The sequence below is a fragment of the Hyphomonadaceae bacterium BL14 genome, from assembly GCA_027627705.1.
GTDB lineage: Bacteria > Pseudomonadota > Alphaproteobacteria > Caulobacterales > Maricaulaceae > Oceanicaulis.
On the sequence record CP091242.1, the window covers coordinates 254,970 to 279,537 of the forward strand.

22 protein-coding genes and 2 tRNA genes are annotated in these 24,568 nt (G+C 66.5%); 13 read left to right on the forward strand and 11 right to left on the reverse strand.

What is annotated here, in order from left to right; translation table 11 throughout:
- Positions 1–6: 6 nt before the first annotated feature.
- From L2D00_01150 to L2D00_01160, 3 genes are all read left to right on the forward strand, one after another.
- Positions 7–1,092 (forward strand): DUF2336 domain-containing protein, encoded by a 1,086-nt coding sequence (locus tag L2D00_01150; protein ID WBQ13307.1) that lies wholly within the window; start codon positions 7–9, stop codon positions 1,090–1,092.
- 86 nt (positions 1,093–1,178) lie between these two features.
- Positions 1,179–2,777 (forward strand): peptide chain release factor 3, encoded by a 1,599-nt coding sequence (locus tag L2D00_01155; protein WBQ13308.1) that lies wholly within the window; start codon positions 1,179–1,181, stop codon positions 2,775–2,777.
- Positions 2,774–4,084: a mechanosensitive ion channel family protein gene (locus tag L2D00_01160; GenBank protein WBQ13309.1), complete on the forward strand. Its 1,311-nt coding sequence runs from the start codon at positions 2,774–2,776 to the stop codon at positions 4,082–4,084. Before L2D00_01155 ends, L2D00_01160 begins: the two co-directional genes overlap by 4 nt.
- 33 nt (positions 4,085–4,117) lie before the next feature.
- Here the strand turns inward: L2D00_01160 and tatC are convergent, their stop codons facing one another.
- From tatC to L2D00_01175, 3 genes are read right to left on the reverse strand one after another with little or no spacing between them, the layout of a single operon-like run.
- Complete coding sequence (gene tatC / locus L2D00_01165) at positions 4,118–4,918, reverse strand: twin-arginine translocase subunit TatC (GenBank protein ID WBQ13310.1); 801 nt, start codon at positions 4,916–4,918, stop codon at positions 4,118–4,120.
- A gap of 4 nt (positions 4,919–4,922) precedes the next feature.
- Positions 4,923–5,309: a Sec-independent protein translocase protein TatB gene (gene tatB / locus L2D00_01170; GenBank protein WBQ13311.1), complete on the reverse strand. Its 387-nt coding sequence runs from the start codon at positions 5,307–5,309 to the stop codon at positions 4,923–4,925.
- Positions 5,310–5,312: 3 nt separating this feature from the next.
- Positions 5,313–5,558 carry a Sec-independent protein translocase TatA gene (locus L2D00_01175; GenBank protein WBQ13312.1) on the reverse strand — a complete coding sequence of 82 codons (246 nt, stop codon included), beginning with the start codon at positions 5,556–5,558 and terminating at the stop codon, positions 5,313–5,315.
- Positions 5,559–5,725: 167 nt separating this feature from the next.
- On the opposite strand from L2D00_01175, the gene L2D00_01180 reads away from it, so the two are divergent.
- On the forward strand, positions 5,726–6,577 hold the full coding sequence (locus tag L2D00_01180) for an enoyl-CoA hydratase-related protein (protein WBQ13313.1): 852 nt from the start codon (positions 5,726–5,728) through the stop codon (positions 6,575–6,577).
- A gap of 10 nt (positions 6,578–6,587) precedes the next feature.
- Here the strand turns inward: L2D00_01180 and L2D00_01185 are convergent, their stop codons facing one another.
- Entirely contained in the window at positions 6,588–7,031 is a 444-nt protein-coding gene (locus L2D00_01185; GenBank protein ID WBQ13314.1) for a YcgN family cysteine cluster protein, read from the reverse strand.
- A gap of 92 nt (positions 7,032–7,123) precedes the next feature.
- Between L2D00_01185 and L2D00_01190 the strand changes: the two genes are divergently transcribed.
- Complete coding sequence (locus L2D00_01190) at positions 7,124–9,061, forward strand: PBP1A family penicillin-binding protein (protein WBQ13315.1); 1,938 nt, start codon at positions 7,124–7,126, stop codon at positions 9,059–9,061.
- On the opposite strand, the gene L2D00_01195 is transcribed toward L2D00_01190, so the two are convergent.
- The 5 genes from L2D00_01195 to L2D00_01215 form a co-directional block, all read right to left on the reverse strand.
- Entirely contained in the window at positions 9,007–9,876 is an 870-nt protein-coding gene (locus L2D00_01195) for an ion transporter (protein ID WBQ13316.1), read from the reverse strand. The genes L2D00_01190 and L2D00_01195 overlap by 55 nt on opposite strands.
- A gap of 75 nt (positions 9,877–9,951) precedes the next feature.
- Positions 9,952–11,013 carry an ABC transporter ATP-binding protein gene (locus L2D00_01200; GenBank protein ID WBQ13317.1) on the reverse strand — a complete coding sequence of 354 codons (1,062 nt, stop codon included), beginning with the start codon at positions 11,011–11,013 and terminating at the stop codon, positions 9,952–9,954.
- Positions 11,010–12,635, reverse strand: a complete 1,626-nt coding sequence (locus L2D00_01205; GenBank protein ID WBQ13318.1) for an iron ABC transporter permease — start codon at positions 12,633–12,635, stop codon at positions 11,010–11,012. The genes L2D00_01200 and L2D00_01205 overlap by 4 nt, the downstream gene beginning before the upstream one ends.
- Positions 12,626–13,678 (reverse strand): extracellular solute-binding protein, encoded by a 1,053-nt coding sequence (locus tag L2D00_01210; protein WBQ13319.1) that lies wholly within the window; start codon positions 13,676–13,678, stop codon positions 12,626–12,628. Before L2D00_01210 ends, L2D00_01205 begins: the two co-directional genes overlap by 10 nt.
- Before the next feature lie 201 nt (positions 13,679–13,879).
- Positions 13,880–13,954 (reverse strand) — tRNA-Val (locus L2D00_01215).
- A gap of 233 nt (positions 13,955–14,187) precedes the next feature.
- On the opposite strand from L2D00_01215, the gene L2D00_01220 reads away from it, so the two are divergent.
- Positions 14,188–14,406, forward strand: coding sequence for a hypothetical protein (locus L2D00_01220; GenBank protein ID WBQ13320.1), 219 nt, complete (start codon positions 14,188–14,190; stop codon positions 14,404–14,406).
- Here the strand turns inward: L2D00_01220 and gph are convergent.
- The gene (gph, locus tag L2D00_01225; protein ID WBQ13321.1) at positions 14,385–15,095 is read right to left on the reverse strand and encodes a phosphoglycolate phosphatase; all 711 of its coding nucleotides are present in this window, start codon (positions 15,093–15,095) and stop codon (positions 14,385–14,387) included. The genes L2D00_01220 and gph overlap by 22 nt on opposite strands.
- Positions 15,096–15,297: 202 nt before the next feature.
- Here gph and glmU point away from each other — a divergent pair, with 202 nt between their 5' ends.
- The 7 genes from glmU (at position 15,298) to L2D00_01260 (ending at position 23,793) form a co-directional block, all read left to right on the forward strand.
- A complete protein-coding gene (gene glmU, locus L2D00_01230; GenBank protein ID WBQ13322.1) occupies positions 15,298–16,650 on the forward strand; it encodes a bifunctional UDP-N-acetylglucosamine diphosphorylase/glucosamine-1-phosphate N-acetyltransferase GlmU in 1,353 nt (450 codons plus the stop codon).
- Between the two features lie 2 nt (positions 16,651–16,652).
- A complete protein-coding gene (locus L2D00_01235) occupies positions 16,653–18,128 on the forward strand; it encodes an NAD-dependent succinate-semialdehyde dehydrogenase (GenBank protein ID WBQ13323.1) in 1,476 nt (491 codons plus the stop codon).
- On the forward strand, positions 18,125–18,832 hold the full coding sequence (rpiA, locus tag L2D00_01240; GenBank protein ID WBQ13324.1) for a ribose-5-phosphate isomerase RpiA: 708 nt from the start codon (positions 18,125–18,127) through the stop codon (positions 18,830–18,832). Before L2D00_01235 ends, rpiA begins: the two co-directional genes overlap by 4 nt.
- 560 nt (positions 18,833–19,392) lie before the next feature.
- Positions 19,393–21,039 (forward strand): AbgT family transporter, encoded by a 1,647-nt coding sequence (locus L2D00_01245; protein WBQ13325.1) that lies wholly within the window; start codon positions 19,393–19,395, stop codon positions 21,037–21,039.
- A 12-nt stretch (positions 21,040–21,051) separates the two neighbouring features.
- Positions 21,052–22,626 carry an AbgT family transporter gene (locus L2D00_01250; protein WBQ13326.1) on the forward strand — a complete coding sequence of 525 codons (1,575 nt, stop codon included), beginning with the start codon at positions 21,052–21,054 and terminating at the stop codon, positions 22,624–22,626.
- Positions 22,627–23,619, forward strand: a complete 993-nt coding sequence (locus tag L2D00_01255; protein ID WBQ13327.1) for a P1 family peptidase — start codon at positions 22,627–22,629, stop codon at positions 23,617–23,619.
- Positions 23,620–23,716: 97 nt separating this feature from the next.
- Positions 23,717–23,793 (forward strand) — tRNA-Arg (locus L2D00_01260).
- 124 nt (positions 23,794–23,917) lie between these two features.
- Here L2D00_01260 and L2D00_01265 read toward each other — a convergent pair.
- A complete protein-coding gene (locus L2D00_01265; GenBank protein WBQ13328.1) occupies positions 23,918–24,391 on the reverse strand; it encodes a restriction endonuclease in 474 nt (157 codons plus the stop codon).
- Positions 24,392–24,568 lie beyond the last annotated feature (177 nt).

The following is a 24,568-nucleotide window of genomic DNA, read 5'->3' on the forward strand; positions in this document are numbered from 1 at the left end:
TTACGCATGTCCACCTCGTCCCGATTGCACAAGCTGGCTGACCTGGCGCGTGAGAAATCATCAGAACGCCGGCGCATGCTGCTGCGTGAGGTGACCGACCTGTTCTTCGAGGCCCCGCCTGCACCCGCAAGCCAGACCCAGGCGGAATTTGATACCGTGCTGCAGACCCTGGCCGCCCAGACCGCCCAGAGCGCGCGCGCTGAACTCGCCGAGCGATTCGCCGACAGCGCCATGGCACCGCGTGGTCTTTTGTTGCAGCTGGCGCTGGATGCCATCGAAGTGGCCGCGCCGATCCTTTCGCGGTCCACCGTTCTGAAAGACGAGGACCTTGTCGCCATCGTCCATGAGCGCGGGCAGGACCATATTCGCGCCATTGCCGGACGCGCGCAGGTGGGCGAGCGGCTGTCGAGCGCCATTGTGGAGCGCGCCGACGATAGCAGCGTTGCCACGCTTGTCAGCAATCCCGGTTCGCGCCTTACCCGTCAGACATTCGAAGCCGTTACCCAGCGCGCCGAAACCAGCCCGGTCCTGCAGGCTCCTCTGGTTCAGCGCGCCGACACCCCGGCAGATCTGCTCGGCGATCTGATGAGCGTGGTGGAGAGCCATCTGCGCGACCAGATCACGGCGCGCTTTGAGTCTCTGGAGCCTGGCGTGCTCGAGGCGGCGCTGGCGGCCTCGCACCAGAGGCTGGCGTCCCGCATGGCTGAAGACAGTGAACTGGCCGAGGCGCGCCGCTTCATTGCCGCCAAGCGCATGCGCAAGGAACTTGATGGCGCACTGCTGGTCCGGCTGCTGCGCGAAAAGAAGCGGGTGCATTTCTGTGCCGGTTTCGCCGAGATGACCGGCGTGGACTATGTCGCCGCCCGCCGTGCGCTTGAGCATGACAGCGCAGATGGCCTGGCCATGATCTGCAAGGCGGCTGGGCTGGATAAAGCGCTATTCGTCACAGTGGCGGTGCTGCGCGGTTCCGCCAGGGATCACGCCTTCGCCGAGGCGCGCGATCTGGGCAAGATTTACGATGCACTTGATCCGGAAAGCGCGCGGCGCGCGCTGCGCTTCATGAAGCTGCGCAAGGACGCCGAAGCGGCGTAGGTCAGGCGGACTCCAGAGGTCTGCCAACCTTGCCAGCGGTCGCGTGCTCGGCTACCTCGCGTCGGCTGAAGCACTAAGGACCCGCCATGACCGCCGAACCTGCTGGGCCCGAATGGGCGCGCCGGCGCACATACGCCATCATCTCCCATCCTGACGCCGGTAAAACCACGCTGACAGAAACCCTGTTGCTGGAAGCGGGGGCCATCCGGCTGGCCGGGCAGGTCAAGGCGCGTGGCCAGAACCGGCGCACGCAATCAGACTGGATGAAGATCGAGCGCGAGCGCGGCATTTCGGTGTCGGCCTCGGTGATGACCTACGACTACAAGGGCCTGTTGTTCAACCTGCTCGACACGCCCGGTCACGAAGACTTCTCCGAAGACACCTATCGCACCCTCACCGCCGCCGACTGCGCCATCATGGTGCTGGACGCGGCCAAGGGCGTGGAGCCGCGCACGCTGAAGCTCGTCGAGGTGTGCCGTCTGCGCGATATCCCGATCATCACCTTCATCAACAAGATGGACCGTGAGGCGATGGAGGTGACCGACCTCCTCGATGACATCCAGGACAAGCTGGCGCTCGACGCCACGCCCATGCAGTGGCCATGCGGGTCCGGTCAGCGCTTCCGTGGCGTTGCGGACATGGCGCGCGATGAGTTCATCCTCTACCGCCGCCCCTCAGCCGACGATCAGGAACCGGTTCAGTCCGAGCGCTTTTCCCTGACCGGCAATTCGATCGCAGGAGAGCTCTCGGATGACGAGCTCGGGGAATTGCGCGAGGGGGTCGAAATGGCCCGCGAGCTTTGCCCGCCCTTTATCGAGCAGAGCTTCCGCGAAGGCCATCTGACGCCGGTCTATTTCGGCTCGGCCCTGCGCCGGTTCGGCGTGCGCGAACTGCTCGACGCGGTCGCCGCGATCGCCCCCGGACCCCAGCCCCAGGCTGCGTCCGGCCCGGCGGAGACGCTGGAGCCTGGCGGCAAGGAGGTGGCGGGCTTCGTATTCAAGGTGCAGGCCAATATGGACCCCAATCATCGCGACCGGGTGGCGTTTGTGCGCCTGGTCTCGGGCTCTTTCCGGCGCGGCATGAAGCTCAAGACCGACCATGGCAAGCAGCTCACCGTGTCGAACCCGATCCTGTTCTTCGCTTCGGATCGCGAAATCGCCGATGAAGCCTTCGCCGGGGATGTGATGGGGGTGCCGAACCATGGCGTTCTGCGTGTCGGCGATACATTGTCCGAGAGCGGAAAATGGCGGGTGGCAGGCATCCCGAATTTCGCGCCCGAAATGCTTCGGCGAGCGCGCCTGAAGGATCCGCTCAAAGCCAAGCATCTGAAAAAGGCGCTGGAATCACTAGCCGAAGAGGGCGTCACGCAACTCTTCCGCCTGCAGGTGGGCGGGGAGTTCGTTATCGGAGCCGTTGGCGCGCTGCAGATCGATGTGATGGCGCAGCGCGTGGCGGACGAATACGGCATCGAGGTCGTGTTCGAGACCTGCCCGTTTGAGACTGCCCGCTGGCTCCAGGGCCCGCAAGACAAGATCGATGCCTTCATTGACCGCCACAAGACAGCCATCGCCGAGGACATCGACGGGGCCGTGGTGTTCCTCGCCAAATCGCCCTGGGAGGTCGGCTACTCTCAGGAGAAATGGCCTGACGTGATCTTCGCCAACACGCGCGAGCGTGCAACATGACGGCGAACGCGCAGAGCGATGCTGCCGGCAACGATCTGATCGCCCGGGCCGAAACGCTGTGGGAGATCGTCGTCCGCGTCTGGGAGACGAGTTTCGCCGGCTATAATGTGGGCGACGGGCTGGTGGCGATCGGCGTTCTGGCGCTGGCCTTTCTGGTGCGCGGCCTGTTTTCCCACCTGGTCCTGCGCCGCCTGATCGAGTTCGCCGACCGCAGCGACAACAATCTCGACGGCAAGGTGATCAACGCCCTCAAAGGGCCGATCAAGCTGATCCCCGTGATTGTCGGGGTCTATATCGCGTTCACGATCCTCGACCTCCACGCTCAGAACGCGCCGATCAACGGTACGCAACTGGTCGAGACGCTGGTGGTGATCGCCCTGTTCTGGGCGCTTCATAATGTCGTGGTGCCGGTTTCCTATCTGATGGGGGCGCTGCGCAAGGCATTGACCCCGGTGATGGTGGACTGGCTCGCCAAATTCCTGCGCATCCTGTTCGTTGTCATCGGGGCCGCCGCCGTCCTGCAGATATGGGGCATACCGGTAGCGCCCGTTATTGGCGGTCTCGGCCTTCTTGGCGTTGCCATCGGTCTGGGCGCACAGGACCTGTTCCGCAACCTGATTGCCGGGCTTCTGATCCTGACGGAAAAGCGCTTCGTGCCGGGCGAATGGATCCTGGTGGACGGTGTGGTGGAGGGTACTGTGGTGGAGATCAATTTCCGCTCCACCCTAGTGCGCCGGTTTGATCGCAGTCCGGTCTACGTGCCCAATTCCAAGCTGGCCGATAACGCCGTGACCAATTTCACCCGTATGACCCACCGCCGTATCCGCTGGATCATCGGAGTGGAGTACAAGACCACCACCGCGCAGCTGCAATACATCCGCGACAAGGTGCTGGACTATATCCAGAGCCATCCTGAATTCGCCAAACCGCCCGAAGTGCCGACCTTCATGCATGTGGACAGTTTCGGGCCGTCCTCGATCGACTACCTGCTGTACTGCTTCACGATCACGACCAATTGGGGCGAGTGGCTTAAAATCAAGGAAGAGCTGGCCTTCGAGCTCAAGAAGATTGTTGAGGAGGCCGGTACGAGCTTCGCCTTCCCGTCCACCAGCGTATACATGGGCGATGGTGCCGAAATCTTCGTGCCGCCTGCGGTGCGCACCCATGCGGGCGAACCGGGTGACACAGCGCCATTGCCCGAGCCAGCAGCGCGCGGCACCGCTGACGCCAACGAAGCCGGCACAAGCGAAACGGCTTCGGGCGAACCGGCTTCGGGCGAGGCGGAAAGCGGCGAAAGCGGGCGTTAGCGCGCCCGTCGCCTCAGACTGATAGCGCTGGCGTCAGGCCTCGTCGTCGAGCGGCTTGGGCTCGACCATCTTCACCGCGATGATGGATATGCCGTAAAGACCGAACATCGCCGCGCCCAGGAAGATCTGGCTGATCGGGTCAGGCGGGGTGACGAAGGCGGCGAAGGCGGCAATGCCTACGAGGGCGTATTTCCACGATTTGATCAGTGTTTCGCTGGTCAGCAGTCCCGCCTTGCCCAGCAGGGACAGCAGGACAGGCAGCTGGAAACTGACCCCGAAGGCGAGCGTCAGCGTGGTGACCAGGTTGAGGTATTCCGACACCCGGGTCAGGAGCTGTATGCTGGCGCGTCCCTCGACCGGTGCCTGCTCCTGGCCGAGCGCGAAGCTCATCACAAAAGGCAGGATGATGTAGTAGACAAAGGCCATGCCGGCGGTGAACAGCACCGGCGCGGCAACCAGGAAGGGCGCAAAGGCAAGACGCTCATTCTTGTACAGGCCGGGCCGCACGAAGGCCCAGACCTGATAGGCCAGTACCGGGAAGGCGAGCACAATCGCCCCGAACAAGGCGAGCTTGAGCTTGACGAAGAAAAACTCAAGCGGTGCGGTAAAGATCAGCTGCAGCTCCAGCTCGTCGCCCCGCACCTGGCGGGCCGCAGTTTCGAACGGCACAAGGAGAAAATTATAGATCGCCTCGGCGGCAATGAAGCAGATCACAAAGCCGACGGTCAAAGCGCCCAGCGTCACGATCAGGCGCGAGCGCAGCTCTTCCAGATGCGCCATCAGGGGCGCGCGCGAGGCTTCAACCTCGTCTTCAGGGTCCGTCGGCGCGCCCATGATGCTAGTCCGTCTGTCCGGGGTCTTGCGCCGGTGCCGTCGGACGGGCGCGGCCCGCCAGGCGCGGGTGTTCGCGAATATCCGCCGGGCGCGGCTCGGACTGCGGGCCGGATTCGGCCAGAGCTTCGGCCTCGGCCTTTTTCAACTCGGCACGAATTTCGTTGACCGGATTGGATTTCTTGAGGGCTTCGATTTCCTCGCGCAGTTCCGACAGCTCTGCCTCGCGGCCCAACTCGTCAAAACTGCGCTGAAAATCACGCGCCATGGCGCGCATCTTGCCCATGAAGCGCCCCGCCTTTCGCACCATGAGGGGCAGGTCCTTGGGGCCCACCACCACCAGTGCGAGGATGATAAGGATCAGAAGCTCAGGTGCGCCAATCCCCGGGTTCATCGCCTAGCTCCCGGTGCGTTCGTCCTCGCGGCGCGGCTCGGCCGTGCGGCCCGCCTCCGAGCCGAGGGCGCCGGAGGGAGGGGTGGTTTCGTCGCGGTCAGCGGGTTTGTCCTCGTCCTTGAGGCCCTTGCGGAAGGCGGTTATGCCCTTGGCCATGTCGCCCATCAGCGCGGATATCTTGCCGCGCCCGCCAAACAGCACGAGCAGCAGCAGCGCCACGACGATCAGGCCTGTCCAGTGCGCACCCATGAAGCCGTCTCCTTGACACCAGGTCCGCGCGCCGCAGCGCGCTCTCATGAGTTCTAGAGGATAATCACCGCCCGGTCCAATGGCGCGGGCACCCGCATGCGCGCTTGAAACCTGCGCCGGACCGGACAAAGCTCGCCGCCGAAACACGTCCCAGCTCAGGAGTGCCCATGGCCTGGACCAGCTTCGCCGTCACCCAGGACGGCCCGATCGCCCGCCTTACCCTCAACCGCCCGGACAAGCGCAACACCATGACGCCGGCCTTCTGGCGCGAGCTGCCCGAGGCGGTGATGGCGCTGTCTGATGAAGGACGCACGCGGGTGCTGATCCTGGAGGCTGAAGGGCCGGTGTTCAGCGCCGGCATGGACATTGCCGTGTTCACCGATCCCGGTGCCCTGTCGACCGGCAGCGCGGATGCGCGCGAAGCCTTTCTGACCGCCGCGACCGCCCTGCAGGACGCGTTCACGGCGTTCGAGCGGGCGCGCTTTCCCGTCATCGCCGCCGTGCAGGGGCCGTGCGTGGGCGGGGCGGTGGACATGATCACGGCCTGCGATCTGCGTTACGGGACGGATGCAGCGTGGCTGAGCATCGAGGAGACCAATATCGCCATGTTCGCCGATGTCGGCACGCTGCAGCGCCTGCCCAAGCTGATTCCCGAAGGCGTGGCGCGCGAACTGGCCTATACCGGTGGCCGGCTGGAAGCCGAGCGGGCCGAGCGCCTCGGTCTGTACAATCGCGTCCTCGACACGCCGGACGCCCTGCGCCAGCACGTGGATTCTGTGGCGCACGAGATCGCCGCCAAGGCACCGCTGGCCATCAGCGGGGTGAAGCGGTCCTTCCTCTATGCGCGCGACCATGCGGTGAGTGACGCGCTGGAACAGGCCATGGTGCTGCAGGCGAGCCTGTGGAATCCGGCTGATATCATGGAGGCGATCACGGCGCGCGCCGAAAAGCGCGCGGGCAGCTATCAGGCGCTGGCACCGGTGCGGCGCATGGGCCGCCGCGCGCCGGACACAGACTGATCCAGATGGGTCAGAGCACCCGGTCTGTGATGTAGTCTTCCTGCTCGTCCTCATCGACCAGCGCCTCGCTGATCAGCGTGCCTTTGACGCTGACGCCGGCGGCAATGACGCTGGCCGGATCTCCGGTGCGCAAGGGGTGCCAGCCGGGCAGGGGTTTGCCTTCAGCCAGCAGGCGGTACGCGCAGGTGTCGGGCATCCAGCCGAGCTTGCCGATACTGTCCGGCGTGAGCTTCACGCAGCCTGGAACCTTTGCATGGCGATTGGCGTAGTCACCGCAGCGCACGGTCTTGAGGTCGAGCAGGCGGCAGGCGAGCGAGGTGCGCCAGACAGATCCGTCTTCATCCTCCAGAAGCAGGGTGCAGCAACGCCCGCAGCCGTCGCACAGCGATTCCCACTCGGCTTGCGTCATTTGCGCCAGCGTCTTTGTCTCGTAAAACGGTTCGGTGGGAGCCATCGCCCGAATTTAGCCGCGAAAGCGCGCTGTTAACAGCGTGCTGCCGCACAGGGACACAGGAGTGCGAGATCATCTTCCGGGCTGATGAAACCGTGCCGATTGGCCTGCGCCTTCGCCGCGCGGCGCTGCCGATTGCGGCCGGCGTCCTGCTGCTGCTGGTCTGTGCCGGCGCAGTCGCCGGAGCCGTCACCTGGCGCTGGGCGTTCCATGACCTGCCTGAGTTGCCTGACAATATCGACGCCCTGTGGGACGTGCGCATGGAGCCGTCGGTCACGGTGCTGGCCGATGACGGGACGGTGATGGCGGTGCGCGGTCCGCTCTATGGCCGTAGGGTGCGTCTGGAAGAGATGCCCGCTCATTTGCCGCAAGCCTTCCTGGCCATCGAGGACCGCCGCTTCTTCGACCATAGCGGCGTGGACCTGCACGGGCTGGCGCGGTCTTTCTGGGTCAATCTGCGCGCCGGACGCACCGAGCAGGGCGGCTCCACCCTGACCATGCAGCTGGTGAAAAACCTGGTCCTGACGCCCGAGCGCAGCCTGCGCCGCAAGCTTCAGGAAATCCGCCTGGCGCGCCGGCTGGAGCGCAGGTTGAGCAAGCAGGAAATCCTCGAACTCTACCTCAACCGGGTTTATCTGGGCGAGCAGGCCTATGGCGTGGAAGCGGCGGCGCGGCGCTATTTCCAGACGACGACGGCTGAGCTCACCCTTCAGGAAGCCGCCTTGCTGGCGTCCCTGCCCAAGGCACCCACGCGTCTCGCCCCGACCGAGAACATGGAGGCGGCACTGGCGCGCACACGCCTGGTGCTGGCATCCATGCTGGACGAGGGCTTCATTGATCCCATCGCCTTCATGACCGCATCGGCGATCCCGGCGGAGGTGGCTGAAGCGCTGCTGGTGCCCGGTGACGCGCAGGCCTCCGGCCACCCGTTCGACGCCGCTGTGGCCGAAGCGCTCGCCATCCTGGGCGAGGACCGGGCCATTCCTGACCTGGTTATCACGACGACCATCGATCTGCCGCTGCAGCGCGCGGCCCAAGCCGCGCTCAACGGCGTGCTGGACGACCAGGGCGAAGCCCGCTCGGCGGGTGAGGGCGCTCTGGTGGCGCTGGGGCCTGACGGTCAGGTGCGCGCGCTTGTGGGCGGGCGCGACTATCGTGTGAGCCAGTTCAATCGCGCGACCCAGGCGCGCCGTCAGCCCGGATCGGCCTTCAAGCCGATCGTGTTCGCCGCGGCCTTCGAGGCGGGCATGAACCCGGCCACGACCTTCAATGACGGTCCCATCGATATTGATGGCTGGAGCCCGGTGAATTTCGGCGGTCAGTTCCTGGGCCGCATCACCATCGCGGACGCTCTGAAGCGCTCGGTCAACACCGTGGCGGCGCAGGCCGGCGTGGGGGCCGGCATGACCAATGTCACCGGGCTGGCGGCGCGCATGGGATTGAGCACCCCCATGATGCCGGTGCCCGCCATGACGCTGGGCGCGGGCGAGGTGCAGCTACTGGAGCTGACCGGTGTCTACGCCGTGTTTGCGCGCGATGGCCGGCGGCGCGACCCCTATCTTGTGCGCGAGATTCGCAGCGCCCGTGGCGAGCTGATCTGGGAAGCCGACCGGGCGAACGCAGGCGAGCCGGTGCTCAGCGTGGAACATGCCCGCTGGGTCAGCACCATGCTGCAAAGTGTGATCATCGACGGTACCGGCACACGCGCGCGGGTTCCCGGCCACACGGCGGCGGGCAAGACCGGCACCAGCCAGAACAGCCGCGACGCCTGGTTCCTGGGCTATACCGCTCACCTCACCACCGGTGTCTGGGTTGGCAATGACGATGATACCCCGATGGACGGGGTGACCGGCGGGCAGCTGCCAGCCGAGATATGGAGGCGGTTCATGATTGCGGCCCATGAGGGCGTCGAGCCTGCACCCCTGGCCGCGCCCGCCCCGCGCCGGCGCAGCGCGCGTGACGAGCAGCTGGCGGCGTTCTACTCGTCGCTGTCAGCGCGCTTTGACGCCGAGCTGGACGCCTCGGGCGGCTGAGCGCGCAAGGCGGATCGCAATTCAGCCATCTCGGTGCGCAGCGCGCGCACTTCATCGAGCAGCTGAATGCGTTCGTCATGAGCAACCTGCTGGCGTTGATCCTCGGCATCGAAATGCTTGGACTGCATGGAGTCCACGATCACGGCGATGAACAGGTTCAGCACCGCAAAGCTGGTCAGCACGATAAAGCCGACAAAGAATATCCAGGCGAACGGATGCTCGGCAATCACCGGACGGGCCACGCCCATGGACCAGCTTTCCAGCGTCATCACCTGGAACAGGGTGAAGGCCGAAGCACCAAGATTCTCAAAGAATTGCGGATGAGTGCCGGCGAACAGCTTGGAGCCCATCACCGCGCCGACATAGAAAATCACGGTCAGCACCAGGATGATGGCACCCATGCCGGGGATCGCTTTGCCCAGCGCTTCCACCACGCGGCGCATCTCGGGCACCACCGAGAACAGGCGGAACAAGCGCAGCACCCGCAGCGCGCGCAGGACGGTGAACGCGCCCGCATCGGGAATGAGCGACAGGGCCACCACCGAAAAATCGAACCAGTTCCAGCCCGACCGGAAGAAATTCTCGCGCTGGACGAGCAGCTTGAGGGCGATCTCGATGACGAACACCGCGATAATGGCGCGGTCTGTCCAGTCGAGCACAGTGACCACGCCGGCGGGCAGGTCATAGGTCAGAAGACCCAGGATCGCTGCGTTGATCAGGATCAGAGTGGTGATCGTGTTGCGAAAGCCCGCACTGGCCACAAACCGGGCGATGCGTCCTTCAGGCTGCGGGGCAGGGTCGAGGGCAAGGGTCATGGCGCGGACCAGTCTGTCTGGGGGTGGGCGGGACGGGACAGTTAGGGTGCGCCGGGGCGCGCTGCAATCGCCTGATCACGCTGCGCTGGCGGCAATGACGTGGATGGCGTCCGGGTCGAGAGACAGGCGCACCGCGTCGCCCTGGCGGTGGCGTGCCGACAGGAGCGTGCGTGCCATGATCTCGCGGTCACCGTCGGCCAGATGACAGACCAGACGCAGCTGGCCCACACCCGCCCGGCGCTCGGTAATGGTGGCCAGCGCGCCTTCGGCGTCGGCGCGTCCGACCTGAACCGATTCAGGGCGCACCAGCACACAAACCCTGGAGCCGTCCGCGAAACCTGCCGCCGGCGCATCGCCCAGCGGCGTGGCGGCACGGCCGCCAGACACGGCGGTATCAAACACCTCCACCTCGCCCAGAAGCCGGGCCGCGGTGAGCGAATCGGGGCGCAGATAGAGCGAGTCCGGCGTGCCGGTCTGGATAATGCGGCCCTCGCTCATCAGCGCGATCGTGTCGGCCAGCGCCAGGGCCTCTTCGGCGTCATGGGTGACCAGCAACGTGGCCGCCTCGCTCTCGCGCAACGCGCGGGCTGTGGTCTCGCGCAATTCAGCGCGCAGACGCCGGTCGAGGCCGGAGAATGGTTCGTCCATCAGAACGACATCGGGGTGAGGGGCCAGAGCCCGGGCGAGCGCCACGCGCTGCTGCTCGCCACCGGATAGCTGGTGGGGGAAGGCGTGCGCTCTCCGCTCCAGCTCAACCGACTTGAGGCGCGCCATTGCCTGTGCGCGCCGGTGCGCACGGTCACCGGCGCGCAGGCCGAAGGCCGTGTTGTCCAGCGCCGACAGGTGAGGAAACAGCGCGTAGTCCTGAAACACCACGCCGCAGCGGCGCTCTTCAGGCGGAACATGCACGCCCGGTCCGCTCCAGACCTTGTTCTCGAAACGTATCTCGCCGCTATCGAGGCGTTCCAGCCCGGCGATGGCGCGCAAAAGCGAGGATTTTCCCGAACCCGACGCACCCAGAAGCGCTGTGACCCGCCCGCAGGTCAGGCGCAGATCGGCACCGTCCACCGCCGGGCGGCCCGGCGCGAACCGGACCGTGGCCGCGCGCACATCCAGGACACGGTCATCGAGGATCACCGCCCGGCCTCCGCATGCACAGCGTTCTCGCGCCCGTCTTCCTGGCGAACGATGCGCCGGGCGATCCAGATCATCGGGGGCAGGGCCACAGCGGCGATCAGCAAGGCGGGCAAGGCCGCTTCGCCCAGTCGCTCGTCAGATGCGTAATTGTGAGCAATCACAGCCAGGGTGTCGAAATTGAAGGGCCTCAGGATCATCGTTGCGGGCAGTTCTTTAAGCACTTCAACGAAAACCAGAAGGGCGGCCAGCAGCGCGCCCTGCATGATCAGTGGCCAGTGCACGCGCCGGGCGGTCTCGCGCGCACCGGCACCCAACGTGCGCGCCGCGCCGTCCAGGGCTGGCGTCACTCTGGACAGCGCACTATCGGCCGGGCCAATCGCGGCGGCAGCGAAGCGCGACAGATAGGCAAAGATCAGGGCGGCGATCCCGCCGGTGAGCATGACCGGGAAGACCGCGCCGAACAGTCCGGTCCAGGCCGCATCGATCCAGGTCTGCAACAGGCCGAGAATTGCCAGAACACCCATGGCGGCCACCGCGCCGGGTACAGCATAGCCGAGCCCGGCGACACGCGCCGCCACGGCACCGCGGCGCGTGCCGCTGCGCAGGGCGTAGGCGGCGGCGAGGCCCAGCACGGCGGCCAGAACCCCGGCGATTACGGCGAGCAGGACGGCGTTCTGGGCGGCGCTCGCAAGGTCACGGGTCACCGGCGCATTCAAGGCCCGGTAGCCCAGACGGCCCAGCGGGATCACCATGCCCAGGAGCACAGGTGACAGGCACAGGGCGGCTGCCGCCAGACCGCGCAGGGGCGCCAGGACGATGCGCCGGGACGGCCGCCTGCGGCCTGATGCGCTGGTCTGTCGGGCGCGGGCGCGCTGGGCGCGCTCCAGCGCAAAGATCAGGAAGGCGATGGCGACCAGGATGAGGGCGAGGCGCGCGGCGTCGGCCGTGGCCCCTTCACCCGCCCAGGCACGGATCAGGCCCACGGTGAGGGTCGGCGCGCCCAGATGGGCCACTGCGCCGAAATCGGCCAGCGTCTCCATCACCACCAGCGCCAGTCCGGCGGCAATCGCGGGACGGGCCATGGGCATGGCGGCGCGCAGGAAGGCTTCGCGCGGACGGGCCCCCAGCGTGCGGGCGGCTTCATAGGCGTCAGAGGACTGACCGGCGAACGCTTCGCGCGCTAGGAGGTAGACATAAGGATACAGCGTCAGGCCCAGGACCAGCCCTGCGCCGGTGGCACCGCGCACCGTGGGCAACATGCCCAGCGGTCCGGCGGCCTGGGTCAGATCAAACCAGCCATAGGCGGCGGCGTAGGCGGGCACGGCCAGCGGCAGGGCCAGCAACCATTCAAACACGCTGCGCCCGGCGAACTCGTAACGCGCCACCAGCCAGGCGAGACCTGAGCCCAGCACGACCGCCAGGCTGCCCGAGATGAGCGTCACCTGGAGGGTGTTGATGAGATAGACCGGCAGGCGGGTGGACCAGAGATGGGCGAGATAGCCCGACCATTCGCCTGAAACAGCGAGCGCCGCCACCGCAGCAAGCGGGGCGGCGCAGGCGATGGCGGCGATCAGGGCGGGCCAGACCGGATAGGCCTGGCGCAATCGCGCGATTACGGCCATCCGACACGGTCAAAGATGCGTTGTGCGGCAGTGGCGTTCTCGCCCAGCCGGTTGACGTTCACCGGATCGGGCGTGATCTGCGGATAGCCGGCGAGGACGTCATTGTCGTAGGCAACCCCCGCCACGACCGGGAACTCATTGGTCAGCTCTGCGAACTGGCGCTGGCCCTGATCGGTCAGCAGGAAAGCCAGAAAGGCCAGGGCATTGTCGCGATTGGGGGCGTTCGCCGCCAGACCGGCACCGGAAATGTTGAACGGGGCGCCGCGACCAGCCAGGGAGGGGAAGGCGATGTCGACCGCCTCGGCCACGGCGCGGTCAGCCGGATCCCCGGTGCGCTGGAGCCGGGCGAGGTAATAGTGGTTCACAATGGCGATGTCGCATTCCCCTGCCGCCACGGCGCGGATCTGGTCGGTATCCCCGCCCTGGGGGGTGCGCGCGATGTTGGCGGCGATTCCGGCGGCCCAGCTTTCGGCTTGCTCAGGGCCCACCGCATCGATCAGGCCGGCCAGAAGCGATTGATTGTAGACATTGTTGGATGAGCGCACGCACAGGCGGCCGCGCCAGCGTTCGTCGGCGACATCGAGAAAGTCGGTGATCTCGCTGGCATCCACCCGGTCACGGGCGAAGACGACGACCCTGACCCGGCTGGCGAAACCGAACCAGTGGCCGTCGGGATGGCGCAGATTGGCCGGCACGGCATCCAGCGTATCGCCGAGCTCGGGCGCAGGCTGGAACAGGCCGGCCTGATCGGCGCGCCAGAGGCGGCCTGCGTCCACCGTGATCACGACATCGGCCTGGGAGCGGGCACCCTCGGCGCGCATGCGCTCGATGAGCTGGTCGGCGGGGGCTTCCAGGACATTGACCCGGATACCGGTCTCTTCGGTGAAGGCCGCATAGACCGCCGCATCAGAGGCGTAGTGGCGCGCGGTGAACAGGTTGACCTCGCCCGCGTCAGCGGCGCTGGAGACCTCTGCGGCCTCGGGCGCGCAGGCGGACAGAGACAGGGCGGCGACGGCACCAGCAGCGAAGAGGCGTTTCAACATGGCGGGCATTCCCCGGAACAGATGACAGGGCGCACAGCCCTCTGCCATGCGCGTGACGTCTGTCTGGCATTTTTGAGAACGCTTCGCAAGAGCATGCAGCGCGTGTGCGGCACCTGGACGCGGCCCGCGCGCCCCAGGGGCCTCTCCGATCGTCCGTTTGACCTCACAATAGCGTGATCGCCATGGGTGAAAGAAGGGGAGTGGTGGGCGGCACAAGGATCGAACTTGTGACCCCTTCGGTGTGAACGAAGTGCTCTACCGCTGAGCTAGCCGCCCGAAAAGAGGCAGGTCGTATACGTTGGCACCTCTGCGCGGTCAAGCGGACGGACGCAGACGCAGGTGGGGATAAAAATATTTACCGCCTTGCCCTCGTCACACTTCCGTCAAGAAGAAATATCACCTATAGACCCATGCAGCGCCTGAACGACACAGGTCTGTTCCGGTCGTTTCCTTTTCAACAACGAACCCGCCGCGCGTGACTGGTGACGCGTGGATAAGGAGGTCTCCCCATGGCCAGCAATGATTTTTGCACCCGCGAAGGCGCTCTCCGGCTCAAAGAGCGCATCGAAGCCTATTGGAAAGAGCGTGGCTACGACGTGTCCGTCGAGCTGCAGGAAGCCGGCTTCATGCCGGCGATGCGCTCGGCGCGCACCGATGTGCGCTCCAACATGGTCAATGGCATGCCCCGGCCTGCCAATGACCGCGGTCAGGAACGCCGCAGCGCCTGACGCTGCGTGATCAGCCCGGCGGTCAGTGCCGGCAGATCCTCAAATGAACTGAAAAGCCGGTCCGCGCCCAGCGTGCGGACCGGCTTTTCGTCATAGCCGTTTTCAAACAGGATGATGCCGGCCCCCGCGGCGCGCGCGGCTTCGAAATCGACGCTGGAATCGCCCACCAGTATGTCGCCCGCCTCAACCGGTGCGCCGCCCAGAGCCGTCAGCACATGAGCCGGGTCGGGTTTCTTGGCGGGCGAATCCTCAGCTCCGACAATGCGTTCGAAGCGGTCTGCCAGGTCCAGCGCCTGCAGCAGCGGCACCGCCAGCCAGCCGGGCTTGTTGGTGCACACCGACAGGCGCGCGCCTGCCCTTGCCAGATCGTCCAGCGCCGCCGTCACGCCGGGGAAGGGCCGCGACAGATCGGCGATCCCTTCGCGATACACCGACAGGAAAAGCTCAAGCGCGCCAGCCAGTTCGTCTTCGGGCGGCGCAGTGCGGCCGGCATTGGCAAAGGCGCGTTCGATGAGGGCGCGGGCACCGCGGCCCACCATGGCGCGCACGTCTGACAGGGGGACAGGGCCGAGGCCGGCCGGGGCGATGGCGGCGTTCAGGGCGCGCACCAGGTCCGGCGCTGTATCCACAAGGGTGCCGTCCAGGTCGAAGGCGATTCGGGCGCCGGATAGTGATGAATGGTCCTTCATGGCTATCCCCCTATTGAGAGCCGAGCCTATCCCCGCATTTTGAGGGTCATCAAAACCCGTGACGGAGACATGAGCCAGCCGGACGGGGACATAAATCAGGTCCCAAGGCTCATCACCCCGGCGATGTGGTCGCACAGCGCGCGCAGGTGCGCTATAGGGCGGCTCAGAGGCGGCGCGCCGCCAGCCTGCCACAGGAGACGTGATGACACACCGAGCGCGCGCCGCCGTAATTCTCGCCGCCGGACAGGGCACCCGCATGAAGTCGGCTCTGGCCAAACCGCTGCATGCGGTCGCCGGACGCGCCATGCTGGACTGGAGCCTGGATCTGGCGCGCGCTGCCCGGACGGAGCGAATCGTCACCGTCTGGGGCGCGCACAGCCCGGCGGTACGCGAGCGGGCCGGCGGTGCAGGGGCGCTGACCGTGCTGCAGGACCCGCCTCTGGGCACCGGCCATGCCGTGCGCCAGGCGCAGGCCGTGCTGAACGGATTTGAGGGCGATGTGATCGTGCTCTACGCCGACACGCCGCTGATTCGGCCTGAAACCGTGGAAGCGGTGTTCGGGGCGCTGGATGAGGCCGCTGTCGCAGTGCTGGGCTTCGAGCCGGATGCGCCGGGCGGATATGGCCGGCTGATCGAGTCTGCCCCCGGCGTTCTGGAAGCCATCGTGGAAGCCAAGGACGCCAGCGCGGCGCAGCGCGCGGTGCGGCTGTGCAATTCCGGTGTGATCGCCTGCCGGGCCGAGCATCTCTGGGGCTGGCTGGCGGCGCTGAAGAATGACAACGCCAAGGGCGAATATTATCTCACCGACATTGTCGCGATGGCGCGCGCCGACGGGCTGGAGGCGCGCGTTGTACGGGCCGATGCGGGCGAGGTGCTGGGCGTGAACGACCGGGCCGATCTGGCCGCCGCCGAAGCGGCCTTCCAGACACGCCGGCGCACTGAAGCCATGATGGCCGGTGTGACACTGATTGCGCCCGGCACCGTCTTTTTCAGCCACGACACCCGGATTGAAGCCGATGTGGTGATCGAGCCTCATGTGGTGTTCGGCCCTGGCGTGAGCGTGGCGGGCGGCGCGGTGATCCGGGCCTTCAGCCATCTTGAAGGCGCTGATGTGGGCCCGGGCTGCGAGGTTGGTCCCTATGCCCGCCTGCGCCCCGGCGCGGTGCTGGAGGCGGCGGCGAAAGTGGGCAATTTCGTCGAAGTGAAAAAATCCCGCCTGGGGGAGGGCGCAAAAGCCAATCACCTCGCCTATATCGGAGATAGCGATGTGGGCGCGAAGGCCAATATCGGTGCCGGTACGATCACCTGCAATTATGACGGCTTCTTCAAGCACCGCACGGTGATCGGGGAGGGCGCCTTCATCGGCTCGAACTCGTCACTGGTGGCACCGGTGGAGATCGGGGCCGGGGCGATGACCGGGTCAGGATCGGTGATCACCGCCGATGTGCCCGCCGACGCGCTGGGCCTCGCCCGCCCGCGTCAGGAGACCAAGCCCGGATGGGCTGCCAGATTCCGCGCCGCCATGAGCGCGAAAAAGACCAAAGCCAAGGAATGAGCATGACCGATCTGAAAAGCCGCCTCACGGACCCGACCCTTCTGAAAAGCGCCTCCTTCATTGATGGCGGCTGGGTGGACAGCTCTGACACGTTCGAGGTGCGCAACCCGGCTGACCGCTCGCTGGTGGCCAAGGTGGCCGATATCGGCGCAGGCGGCGCGCACCGGGCGATCGACGCGGCGGCGCGCGCCTTCCAGACCTGGAAGACGACTTCGGTCTTCGAGCGCGCGAGGATTGTGCGGCGCTGGCATGAGCTGATCATCGAGCACGCTTCGGATCTGGGTGCCATCATCACCGCGGAAATGGGCAAGCCATACAAGGAAGCGCGCGGCGAGGTGGTCTACGGGGCCGGCTTCGTCAACTGGTCGGCGGAAGAAGCCATGCGGATGCATGGCGAGACCCTGCCGACCCAGCCGCCGGGCTCGCGCGGCTGGACGTTGCGTCAGCCGGTGGGGGTGGTGGCCTGCATCACGCCCTGGAATTTCCCGTCCGCCATGATCACGCGCAAATGCGGGCCCGCCCTGGCGGCAGGCTGCACCGTGGTGGTCAAGCCCGCGCCTGAAACGCCGTTGTCGGCGCTGGCGCTGGCGGAGCTGGCCAAGCGGGCCGGCTTCCCGGCCGGCGTGTTCAATGTGATCAATGGCAAGGCCGAAGTGCTGGGCCCGGTGATGACCGGCGCACCGGCCGTGCGCATGATCGGCTTCACCGGTTCGACCGAAGTGGGCAAGCTGCTGATGCGTCAGGCTGCCGACGGGATCAAACGCGTCTCGCTGGAGCTGGGCGGCAATGCGCCCTTCATGGTGATGGATGACGCGGATGTGGAGCTGGCCGCTGACGGGATCATGGCCAGCAAGTTCCGTGCTGCGGGCCAGACCTGCGTGTCGGCCAACCGGATCATCGTGCAGGAGGGCGTCGCCGAGGCCCTGATCAAGGCGCTCAAGCGCCGGGTCGAGAAGCTGAAGGTTGGTTCCGGGTTTGACGAGCGGACCAATGTGGGCCCGCTGATCCATGAGGACGCCGTCGAGCATGTCTCTGCCCTGGTCGAGGATGCCCGGGCCCGCGGCGCGAAGGTGCTGGTGGGCGGCCAGTCCCTGTCGGCCAAGATGGGCGGGGCCTTCTACGCGCCGACCCTGATCGAGGCGGGCGATGACCAGGCACTGGACATGGCCACGAGCGAGATTTTCGGTCCCGTGGCCACGGTCTACCGCGTCGCAGACGAGGCCGGCATGATCCGCATGGCCAATGACACCCGCTATGGGCTGGCAGCCTATCTCTACACCAATGATGTGGGCCGGGTGCACCGCATGAGCGAGGCGCTGGAGTTCGGCATGGTAGGCGTCAACGCGCCCCTGGTGGGCTCGCCCTCCACACCGTTCGGCGGGGTGAAGGAATCGGGCATTGGCCGTGAAGGCGGCAAATGGGGCGTCGAGGAGTTCACCGAGCTGAAATTCGTGCTCCTGGGCGGTGTGGACCGATGAGCGCGTCGGCGATGAAGGCCCAGGCGGCGCAGGCCGCGCTGGACTATGTGGAAAGCGGCATGACGCTGGGCCTGGGCTCGGGCTCCACAGCCGAGATTTTCATCGCCCGGCTGGGCGAGGTCATCAAGGCCGGTGCCCTGACCGGCATCCGCGCCGTGCCCACCTCGGAGGCCACGGCGCGCGCGGCGCAGGCCGCCGGCGTGCCACTGATCCCGGTGGATCAGGCGGTGCGCATCGACCTGACCGTGGACGGCGCGGACGAGGTGGATGGCCGTTTCCGCCTGATCAAGGGCGGGGGCGGGTGCCTGTTGCGCGAGAAGATCATCGCCCACGCCTCTGACCGGATGATCGTGGTGATCGACGAGACCAAGCTGGTCGAAACCCTGGGCGCGTTCGCGCTGCCGGTGGAAGTGGATCCGTTCGGCTTCACCATCACCGCCAAGAAAGTCTTCGACGCCCTGCGCGCGTCGGGCGCGCCGCGCTGCGATGTCGCCCTGCGCCGCCGCGGCGACGGGCTGGAGCCCTTCGTGACCGATGGCGGGCACTATATTCTTGACTGCGCTTGCGGCGAACTGCCTGACCCGGAAGGGGCTGCACGCCGCCTGGTCGCCATCCCCGGCGTGGTGGAGCACGGCCTGTTCATTGGCCTGGCCCGCACCGTGATCGTGGGCGAGGAAGACGGCGCGCAGGTGCTGGAGATTTAGGGGGTCTTTCTTTTCCCTCCCCTTGATGGGGAGGGTGGGCCGGTGCGCAGCGCCGGGCCCGGTGGGGGGATGGTGCCGCCTGGTGCATAGTTTTGATCGCCGCCTTCGGCGGCGCCCCCCACCCCAACCCTCGCCCGGCGGGGGAGGGAGTAAGCTTCTGAAGCTGCTTCTACTTTCCCTCCCCTTGAGGGGAGGGTCAGGGTGGGGTGATGGCACGGCCCGCTGCAGGACTTAGCGTTGCCGCCTTGCGGCGGTGCCCGCACCCGGCTTCGCTTTGCGCTGCTCCCTCTCCTCAAGGGGGGAGCGTTTTGCGATCCGCGATGCATCCCGGAACATTTGAACCGGCTTGGCAGCGGACCCTCTCGGTGGATGGATCCCGGCGCTCCCTGCGGTCGGCCGGGAAAACAAGGTTGTGACCCGGCTACATGCGGGCGGGGAGGGTGCTCGCCACAATCCCTGCGTCTTCGGCCTATGGCGCCGGGCGGGTTTCCAGACGGGCTGTGGCGCGCTAATCCTTTGGCAACCATGCGCGGACATGCGCGGACCGGAGGGGGAGCTTGATGAGCGAACATGCGCGCAGCGATGGCGGCGGCGAGCGTCAGACCGGGATTCTCGGACTGATCGAGCGGGCCGGTAACCGGCTCCCGGACCCGGCTTTCATCTTCTTCTATCTGATTATCTTCATGGCGGTGATGTCGACCATCGCCTATTTCCTGGGCTGGTCGGTGGACCACCCCACCTTGCGCGATGCGGACGGCGCGCCGCAGGCGGTCAACGCCATCAGCGCCCTGCACCCGGACTCGCTGCGCCATCTTCTGGTGGACATGCCGCGCATTTTCACCAGCTTCCACCCGCTGGGCTATGTGCTGGTGGTGATGCTGGGCGCGGGCGTGGCCGAGCGCGCGGGCCTGTTTGGCACGGCCATGCGCGCAGCCGTGCGCGACGTGCCGCGCCTTCTGCTCACCCCGGCGGTGGCGCTGGCGGCGATGATGGGCAATCTGGCCGCCGACGCGGCCTATGTGGTGCTGATCCCGCTGGCCGCCGTGATCTACGCCGCTGCCGGCCGTCACCCCATCGCGGGCATTACCGCGGCGTTCGCGGGCGTGTCGGGCGGCTTCTCGGCCAACCTTCTGCCCGGCCAGCTGGACGCGCTGCTGTTCGGCATCACCGAAGCCACGGTGCTGGCGCTCGATCCCACCTGGACGATGAATATCGCGGGCAACTGGTATTTCATCGCGGCGATGACGGTCATCTTTCTGCCGGTGATCTGGTTTGTCACCGACCGCATTGTGGAGCCCCGGCTGGGCAAGTGGGCCGGCGGCACGGTGGCGGGCGGGGCGCCGAAGACCGGCGATGAAGACCCCGAAGGCGAAACCACGCCGGCGCAAAAAAAGGGCCTGGCCCATGCCGGCCTCGCCGTGCTGGCGGTCTGTTTTGTCTGGCTGTTCATGACGGTGGACTTGGTCAGCCTGATCACGCTGGGATCGTTCTCGCTCTATGGCGGCAATGTGCCGCTTTATCTGGGCGATCCCGAACTTGAGGTCGCGGAAAATCTGGTGCCCTTCTTCTCGTCCCTGGTGGCGGGTTTCATGATCCTGTTCATCTTTGCCGGCATCGCCTATGGCCGCGCGGCGGGCACGATCAAGGACCATCGCGACATCGTGGACATGATGGCCGGCGCCATGAAGGACATGGGCTATTATCTCGTACTGGCCTTCTTCGCCGCCTATTTCGTGGAAATGTTCAGCCAGTCCCAGCTGGGCCTGATCTCGGCGGTGAACGGCGCCAACGCCATCGAAAGCTCGGGCCTGCCCTTGCCGATCGTGCTGGGCCTGATCGTGGTGTTCGCCGGCGTGCTCAACCTGTTCGTGGGCTCGGCCAGCGCCAAATGGGCGCTGATGGCGCCGGTGCTGGTGCCGATGCTGATGCTGCTCAATGTCAGTCCGGAAATGGCCACGGCGGCCTACCGCGTGGGCGACAGCGCCACCAATATCATCACGCCGCTGATGGTGTATTTCCCGCTGGTGCTGGTGTTTGCGCGCCGCTGGGTGCCCGAGTTCGGCATCGGATCGCTGACCTCGGCGATGATCCCGTATTCGATCTGGCTTCTGATCGCGGGCATCGTGATGACGGTCGGGTGGGTGTATCTCGGCCTGCCGCTGGGTCCGGGCGCGGATGTCGCCTATACCCTGCCGGTTGCCGGCTAGGAGGGCGTTGTCATGGCCAAGTCAGACACCAGCGAACGCCGCGGCGGGTTCCTGGACGCGGTGGAGCGCTTCGGCGACCGCCTGCCCGATCCGGTCTTCATCTTCGTCTGGCTGATCGGCATCCTGATGGTGATGTCGGCGGTGGCGGCGTTCGCGCAGTTCACCGCGGTCAATCCGATCACCGGCGAAACGCTGATGGCCCAGTCGCTGTTCTCGCGCGACAATATCCAGCGCCTGCTCACCTCCATGCCCGACACGCTCACCGGCTTCACCCCGCTGGGGCTGACGCTGGTGATCATGTTGGGCGCGGGCGTGGCCGAGCGCTCGGGCCTGTTCTCCGCCGCGCTGCGCGCGGGCCTGCGCAATGCGCCCAAGGCGGCGATGACGCCCATCGTCATGCTGCTGGCGCTGGTGGCCACGCATTCGTCGGATGCCGCCTATGTGGTGCTGATCCCGCTGTCGGGCGTGATCTATGCGTCCGTGGGCCGCCACCCCATTGCCGGGATCGCGGCGGCGTTTGCGGGCGTGTCGGGCGGGTTTTCGGCCAATTTCATGCCCGGCCCCATCGACGCGCTGATCCTGGGCGTGACCGAGCCGGCGGTGCACATCATCGATCCCAGCTGGACGGTGAATGTGGCGGGCAACTGGTTCTTCATCCTGGGCATGGCGATCGTGTTCTTCCCCATCGGCTGGTTCATCACCGACAAGATCATCGAGCCGCGCCTGGGCACCTATACCCCTACCGGCGACACGCCGCTGTCGAGCCAGAAGGGCGACAGCCAGTTGACGCCGCAAGAGCGCAAGGGGCTGTGGCTGGCGCTGATCGGCTTCCTCGGCGTGACGGGCCTGTGGCTGCTCCTCACCTTCGGGCCGGGCCAGTATCTGCAGATCCAGGACGCGCCCTGGTCTGAGCGGCTGAACCCGATGCTGGACAGCCTGATCGCGTATTTCTTCCTGTTATTCCTCATCTGCGGGGTGTGCTTCGGCATTCCCACCGGCACGGTGAAAAGCCATCGCGACGTGGTGCGCATGTCCACCGAGGCGATGAAGGACATGGCCGGCTATATCGTGCTGGCGTTTACCGCCGCGCACTTCGTGGTGATGCTCAACTGGACCGGGCTGGGCGCGATCACGGCCATTCATGGCGCCGAGGCCGTGCAGTCGGCCGGCCTGCCCGCGCCGCTTCTGCTGGCGGTGATGGTGCTGCTGGCCGCCACACTCAATCTGGTGGTCGGATCGGCCAGCGCCAAATGGGCGTTCATGGCACCCTTCCTGGTGCCGATGCTGATGATCCTGGGCATCAGCCCGGAAATGACCACGGCGGCCTATCGTGTGGGCGACAGCGTGACCAATATCATCACGCCGCTGATGGTGTATTTCCCGATGGTGCTGGCCTTCTGCCGGCGCTGGAACCCCGAGTTCGGCATGGGCGGGCTCCTGTCGAACATGCTGCCCTATTCGCTCGCCTTCCTGATTGGCGGACTGGCGCTGACCATTTTCTGGGTCTGGGTTGGCCTTCCAGTGGGGCCGGGCGCGCCCATCGGCTATGTCATGCCCGAGGGCGTCACGCCCGCGATTGGCGGCTAGATGGCCGGGCGCGGCCCGCGCAATGATCTCACGGACGTGGCCGGGCTGCGCGTCGGCCAGGCCGAAGCCACAGGCGTGCGCACCGGCGTGACGCTGGTGCTGTGCGATGCACCCGCCACCGCCTCGGTCGATGTGCGCGGCGGCGGGCCGGGCACGCGCGAAACCGATCTGCTGGGTCCCGGCGCGCTGGTGGAGCAGGTGGACGCCATCGCCCTGTCGGGCGGCTCGGTCTATGGCCTGGCGGCTGCGGACGGCGTGTGCGCGGGGCTGGGCGCGCGCGGGCGCGGCTATGGCCTGATGGACCTGCCCGGCGTGCCCAGAAGCCCCATCGTGCCCGGCGCCATCCTCTATGATCTGGCCAATGGCGGCGACAAGGCGTGGGGCGCGGACCCGCCCTATCGCGCGCTGGGTCTGCAGGCGCTGGACGATGCGGGTGGCGGCGCGCCGGTGCGGCTGGGCCGGGCCGGGGCGGGCTATGGCGCGCGCGCCGGGTCGCTGGCGGGCGGCACGGGCAGCGCCAGCTATGTGACGGACGATTTGATCACCGTGGCGGCGCTGGCCTGCGTGAACAGTTTCGGCGCGGTGCAGATGCCCGGCAGCGACGCCTATTGGGCCTGGCCGTTCGAGATCGATGGCGAGTTTGGCGGCGCAAGGCCTGATCCTGCCCGCGCCATTACCGCTGAAGACTGGGGCGTGGCCAAGATGGATCCCAGGCTCCTGGCCAACACCACGCTGTGCGTGGTGGCCACCGATGCGGCCCTGACCAAGGACCAGGCCCGGCGCCTGGCCGTGATGGCGCAGGACGGGCTGGCGCGCGCCATCCGCCCGGCCCACGCGCCGTTCGACGGCGACGTGGTGTTCGCCCTGTCGACGGCGGCGCGCCCCCTGCCGGACCCGGCGCCGGTGTCACTTACCCGGCTGGGCTCCATCGCCGCGGATTGCCTCGCCCGCGCCATCGCGCGCGGCGTGCATGCGGCGCAGGGAGAGGGCTGACAACACGGCTGCATCACGCCGCCGCGCGCGCTTGCCAAGCGCGACGGCCCCCGCTAGTTTCCGCCCTCTCGTGATCGGGGCCACCCCGATCCGACAGGCGCCCGTAGCTCAGCTGGATAGAGCACCAGACTACGAATCTGGGGGTCAGAGGTTCGAATCCTTTCGGGCGCGCCATCTTCTCATTGAAATAATTGAATATTCTGCGGCCGCGCCGGGGCGGCTACCCGCGTGACCTGCTCGGCGGGCTTTCATCTGTCCGCCAGGTCTCCGGGCAGAACCTCGACTTCCTCGACCTTTTTTACCCGGACCCCAAGACCCCAAGGCCAATCTCCTTTAGCAATTCGCAAAAGCCCTCACCGTCCACCAGGTCAATGGCTGGTGCGCCGTCGCGTGTCGCCTCCCGGCTGGCCTCGGTGCCGAAGCGGGCGGTTGTTATGATCAGGCCCTTGTCAGCGCGTCCGACCATCGCGCCGCGAAAATCACGCACCACACTGGCGCCGACAGACCCTTTCCAGCGTTTTGCCTGAAAGATGACCTGGAAGGACAAAAGATTGACGCGCAGCACGCCCTGGCCGTCGATGCCGCCATCGCCGCCGCGCCCCGCCACCTCGACCTTGGTGAAGCCTTTCTCCCGGAGGATGCGCTGGCACAGCCGCTCAAACGCATCAACGCCTCTCCCACTTTTTCGCCAGTTCCTCAAGTCCCTGATAGTAACTCTCAAGCATCCCGTAACTGTCCAGGATGCGGAGTGGGTTGCCGCGAGCCGCCTCATGAGCTTCATCCAGCGTGATGCTGCACCACGGACAATTGCTCGTGTCCGATGAAACCGGTTCTGAACAGCGTCGGCAAATCTTCTCTGTCGGGCTAATTTCCGCGCCATCGAACACGGCGCGCGCGCCAGTCTCTGTTTCCATGAATGGCTGTGCCATTGATTTCCCAATGACGGCAC

Coding starts and splice junctions, on each gene's coding strand:
- L2D00_01265 (WBQ13328.1), bottom strand. CDS start 24,391: ATGAGGCGGCTCGCGGCAACCCACTCCGCATCCTGGACAGTTACGGGA.
- L2D00_01220 (WBQ13320.1), top strand. CDS start 14,188: ATGGCCAGCAATGATTTTTGCACCCGCGAAGGCGCTCTCCGGCTCAAA.
- L2D00_01175 (WBQ13312.1), bottom strand. CDS start 5,558: ATGGGTGCGCACTGGACAGGCCTGATCGTCGTGGCGCTGCTGCTGCTC.
- L2D00_01250 (WBQ13326.1), top strand. CDS start 21,052: ATGGCCAAGTCAGACACCAGCGAACGCCGCGGCGGGTTCCTGGACGCG.
- L2D00_01155 (WBQ13308.1), top strand. CDS start 1,179: ATGACCGCCGAACCTGCTGGGCCCGAATGGGCGCGCCGGCGCACATAC.
- L2D00_01180 (WBQ13313.1), top strand. CDS start 5,726: ATGGCCTGGACCAGCTTCGCCGTCACCCAGGACGGCCCGATCGCCCGC.
- tatC (WBQ13310.1), bottom strand. CDS start 4,918: ATGGGCGCGCCGACGGACCCTGAAGACGAGGTTGAAGCCTCGCGCGCG.
- glmU (WBQ13322.1), top strand. CDS start 15,298: ATGACACACCGAGCGCGCGCCGCCGTAATTCTCGCCGCCGGACAGGGC.
- gph (WBQ13321.1), bottom strand. CDS start 15,095: ATGAAGGACCATTCATCACTATCCGGCGCCCGAATCGCCTTCGACCTG.
- rpiA (WBQ13324.1), top strand. CDS start 18,125: ATGAGCGCGTCGGCGATGAAGGCCCAGGCGGCGCAGGCCGCGCTGGAC.
- L2D00_01210 (WBQ13319.1), bottom strand. CDS start 13,678: ATGTTGAAACGCCTCTTCGCTGCTGGTGCCGTCGCCGCCCTGTCTCTG.
- L2D00_01150 (WBQ13307.1), top strand. CDS start 7: ATGTCCACCTCGTCCCGATTGCACAAGCTGGCTGACCTGGCGCGTGAG.
- L2D00_01245 (WBQ13325.1), top strand. CDS start 19,393: ATGAGCGAACATGCGCGCAGCGATGGCGGCGGCGAGCGTCAGACCGGG.
- tatB (WBQ13311.1), bottom strand. CDS start 5,309: ATGAACCCGGGGATTGGCGCACCTGAGCTTCTGATCCTTATCATCCTC.
- L2D00_01160 (WBQ13309.1), top strand. CDS start 2,774: ATGACGGCGAACGCGCAGAGCGATGCTGCCGGCAACGATCTGATCGCC.
- L2D00_01205 (WBQ13318.1), bottom strand. CDS start 12,635: ATGGCCGTAATCGCGCGATTGCGCCAGGCCTATCCGGTCTGGCCCGCC.
- L2D00_01185 (WBQ13314.1), bottom strand. CDS start 7,031: ATGGCTCCCACCGAACCGTTTTACGAGACAAAGACGCTGGCGCAAATG.
- L2D00_01195 (WBQ13316.1), bottom strand. CDS start 9,876: ATGACCCTTGCCCTCGACCCTGCCCCGCAGCCTGAAGGACGCATCGCC.
- L2D00_01255 (WBQ13327.1), top strand. CDS start 22,627: ATGGCCGGGCGCGGCCCGCGCAATGATCTCACGGACGTGGCCGGGCTG.
- L2D00_01235 (WBQ13323.1), top strand. CDS start 16,653: ATGACCGATCTGAAAAGCCGCCTCACGGACCCGACCCTTCTGAAAAGC.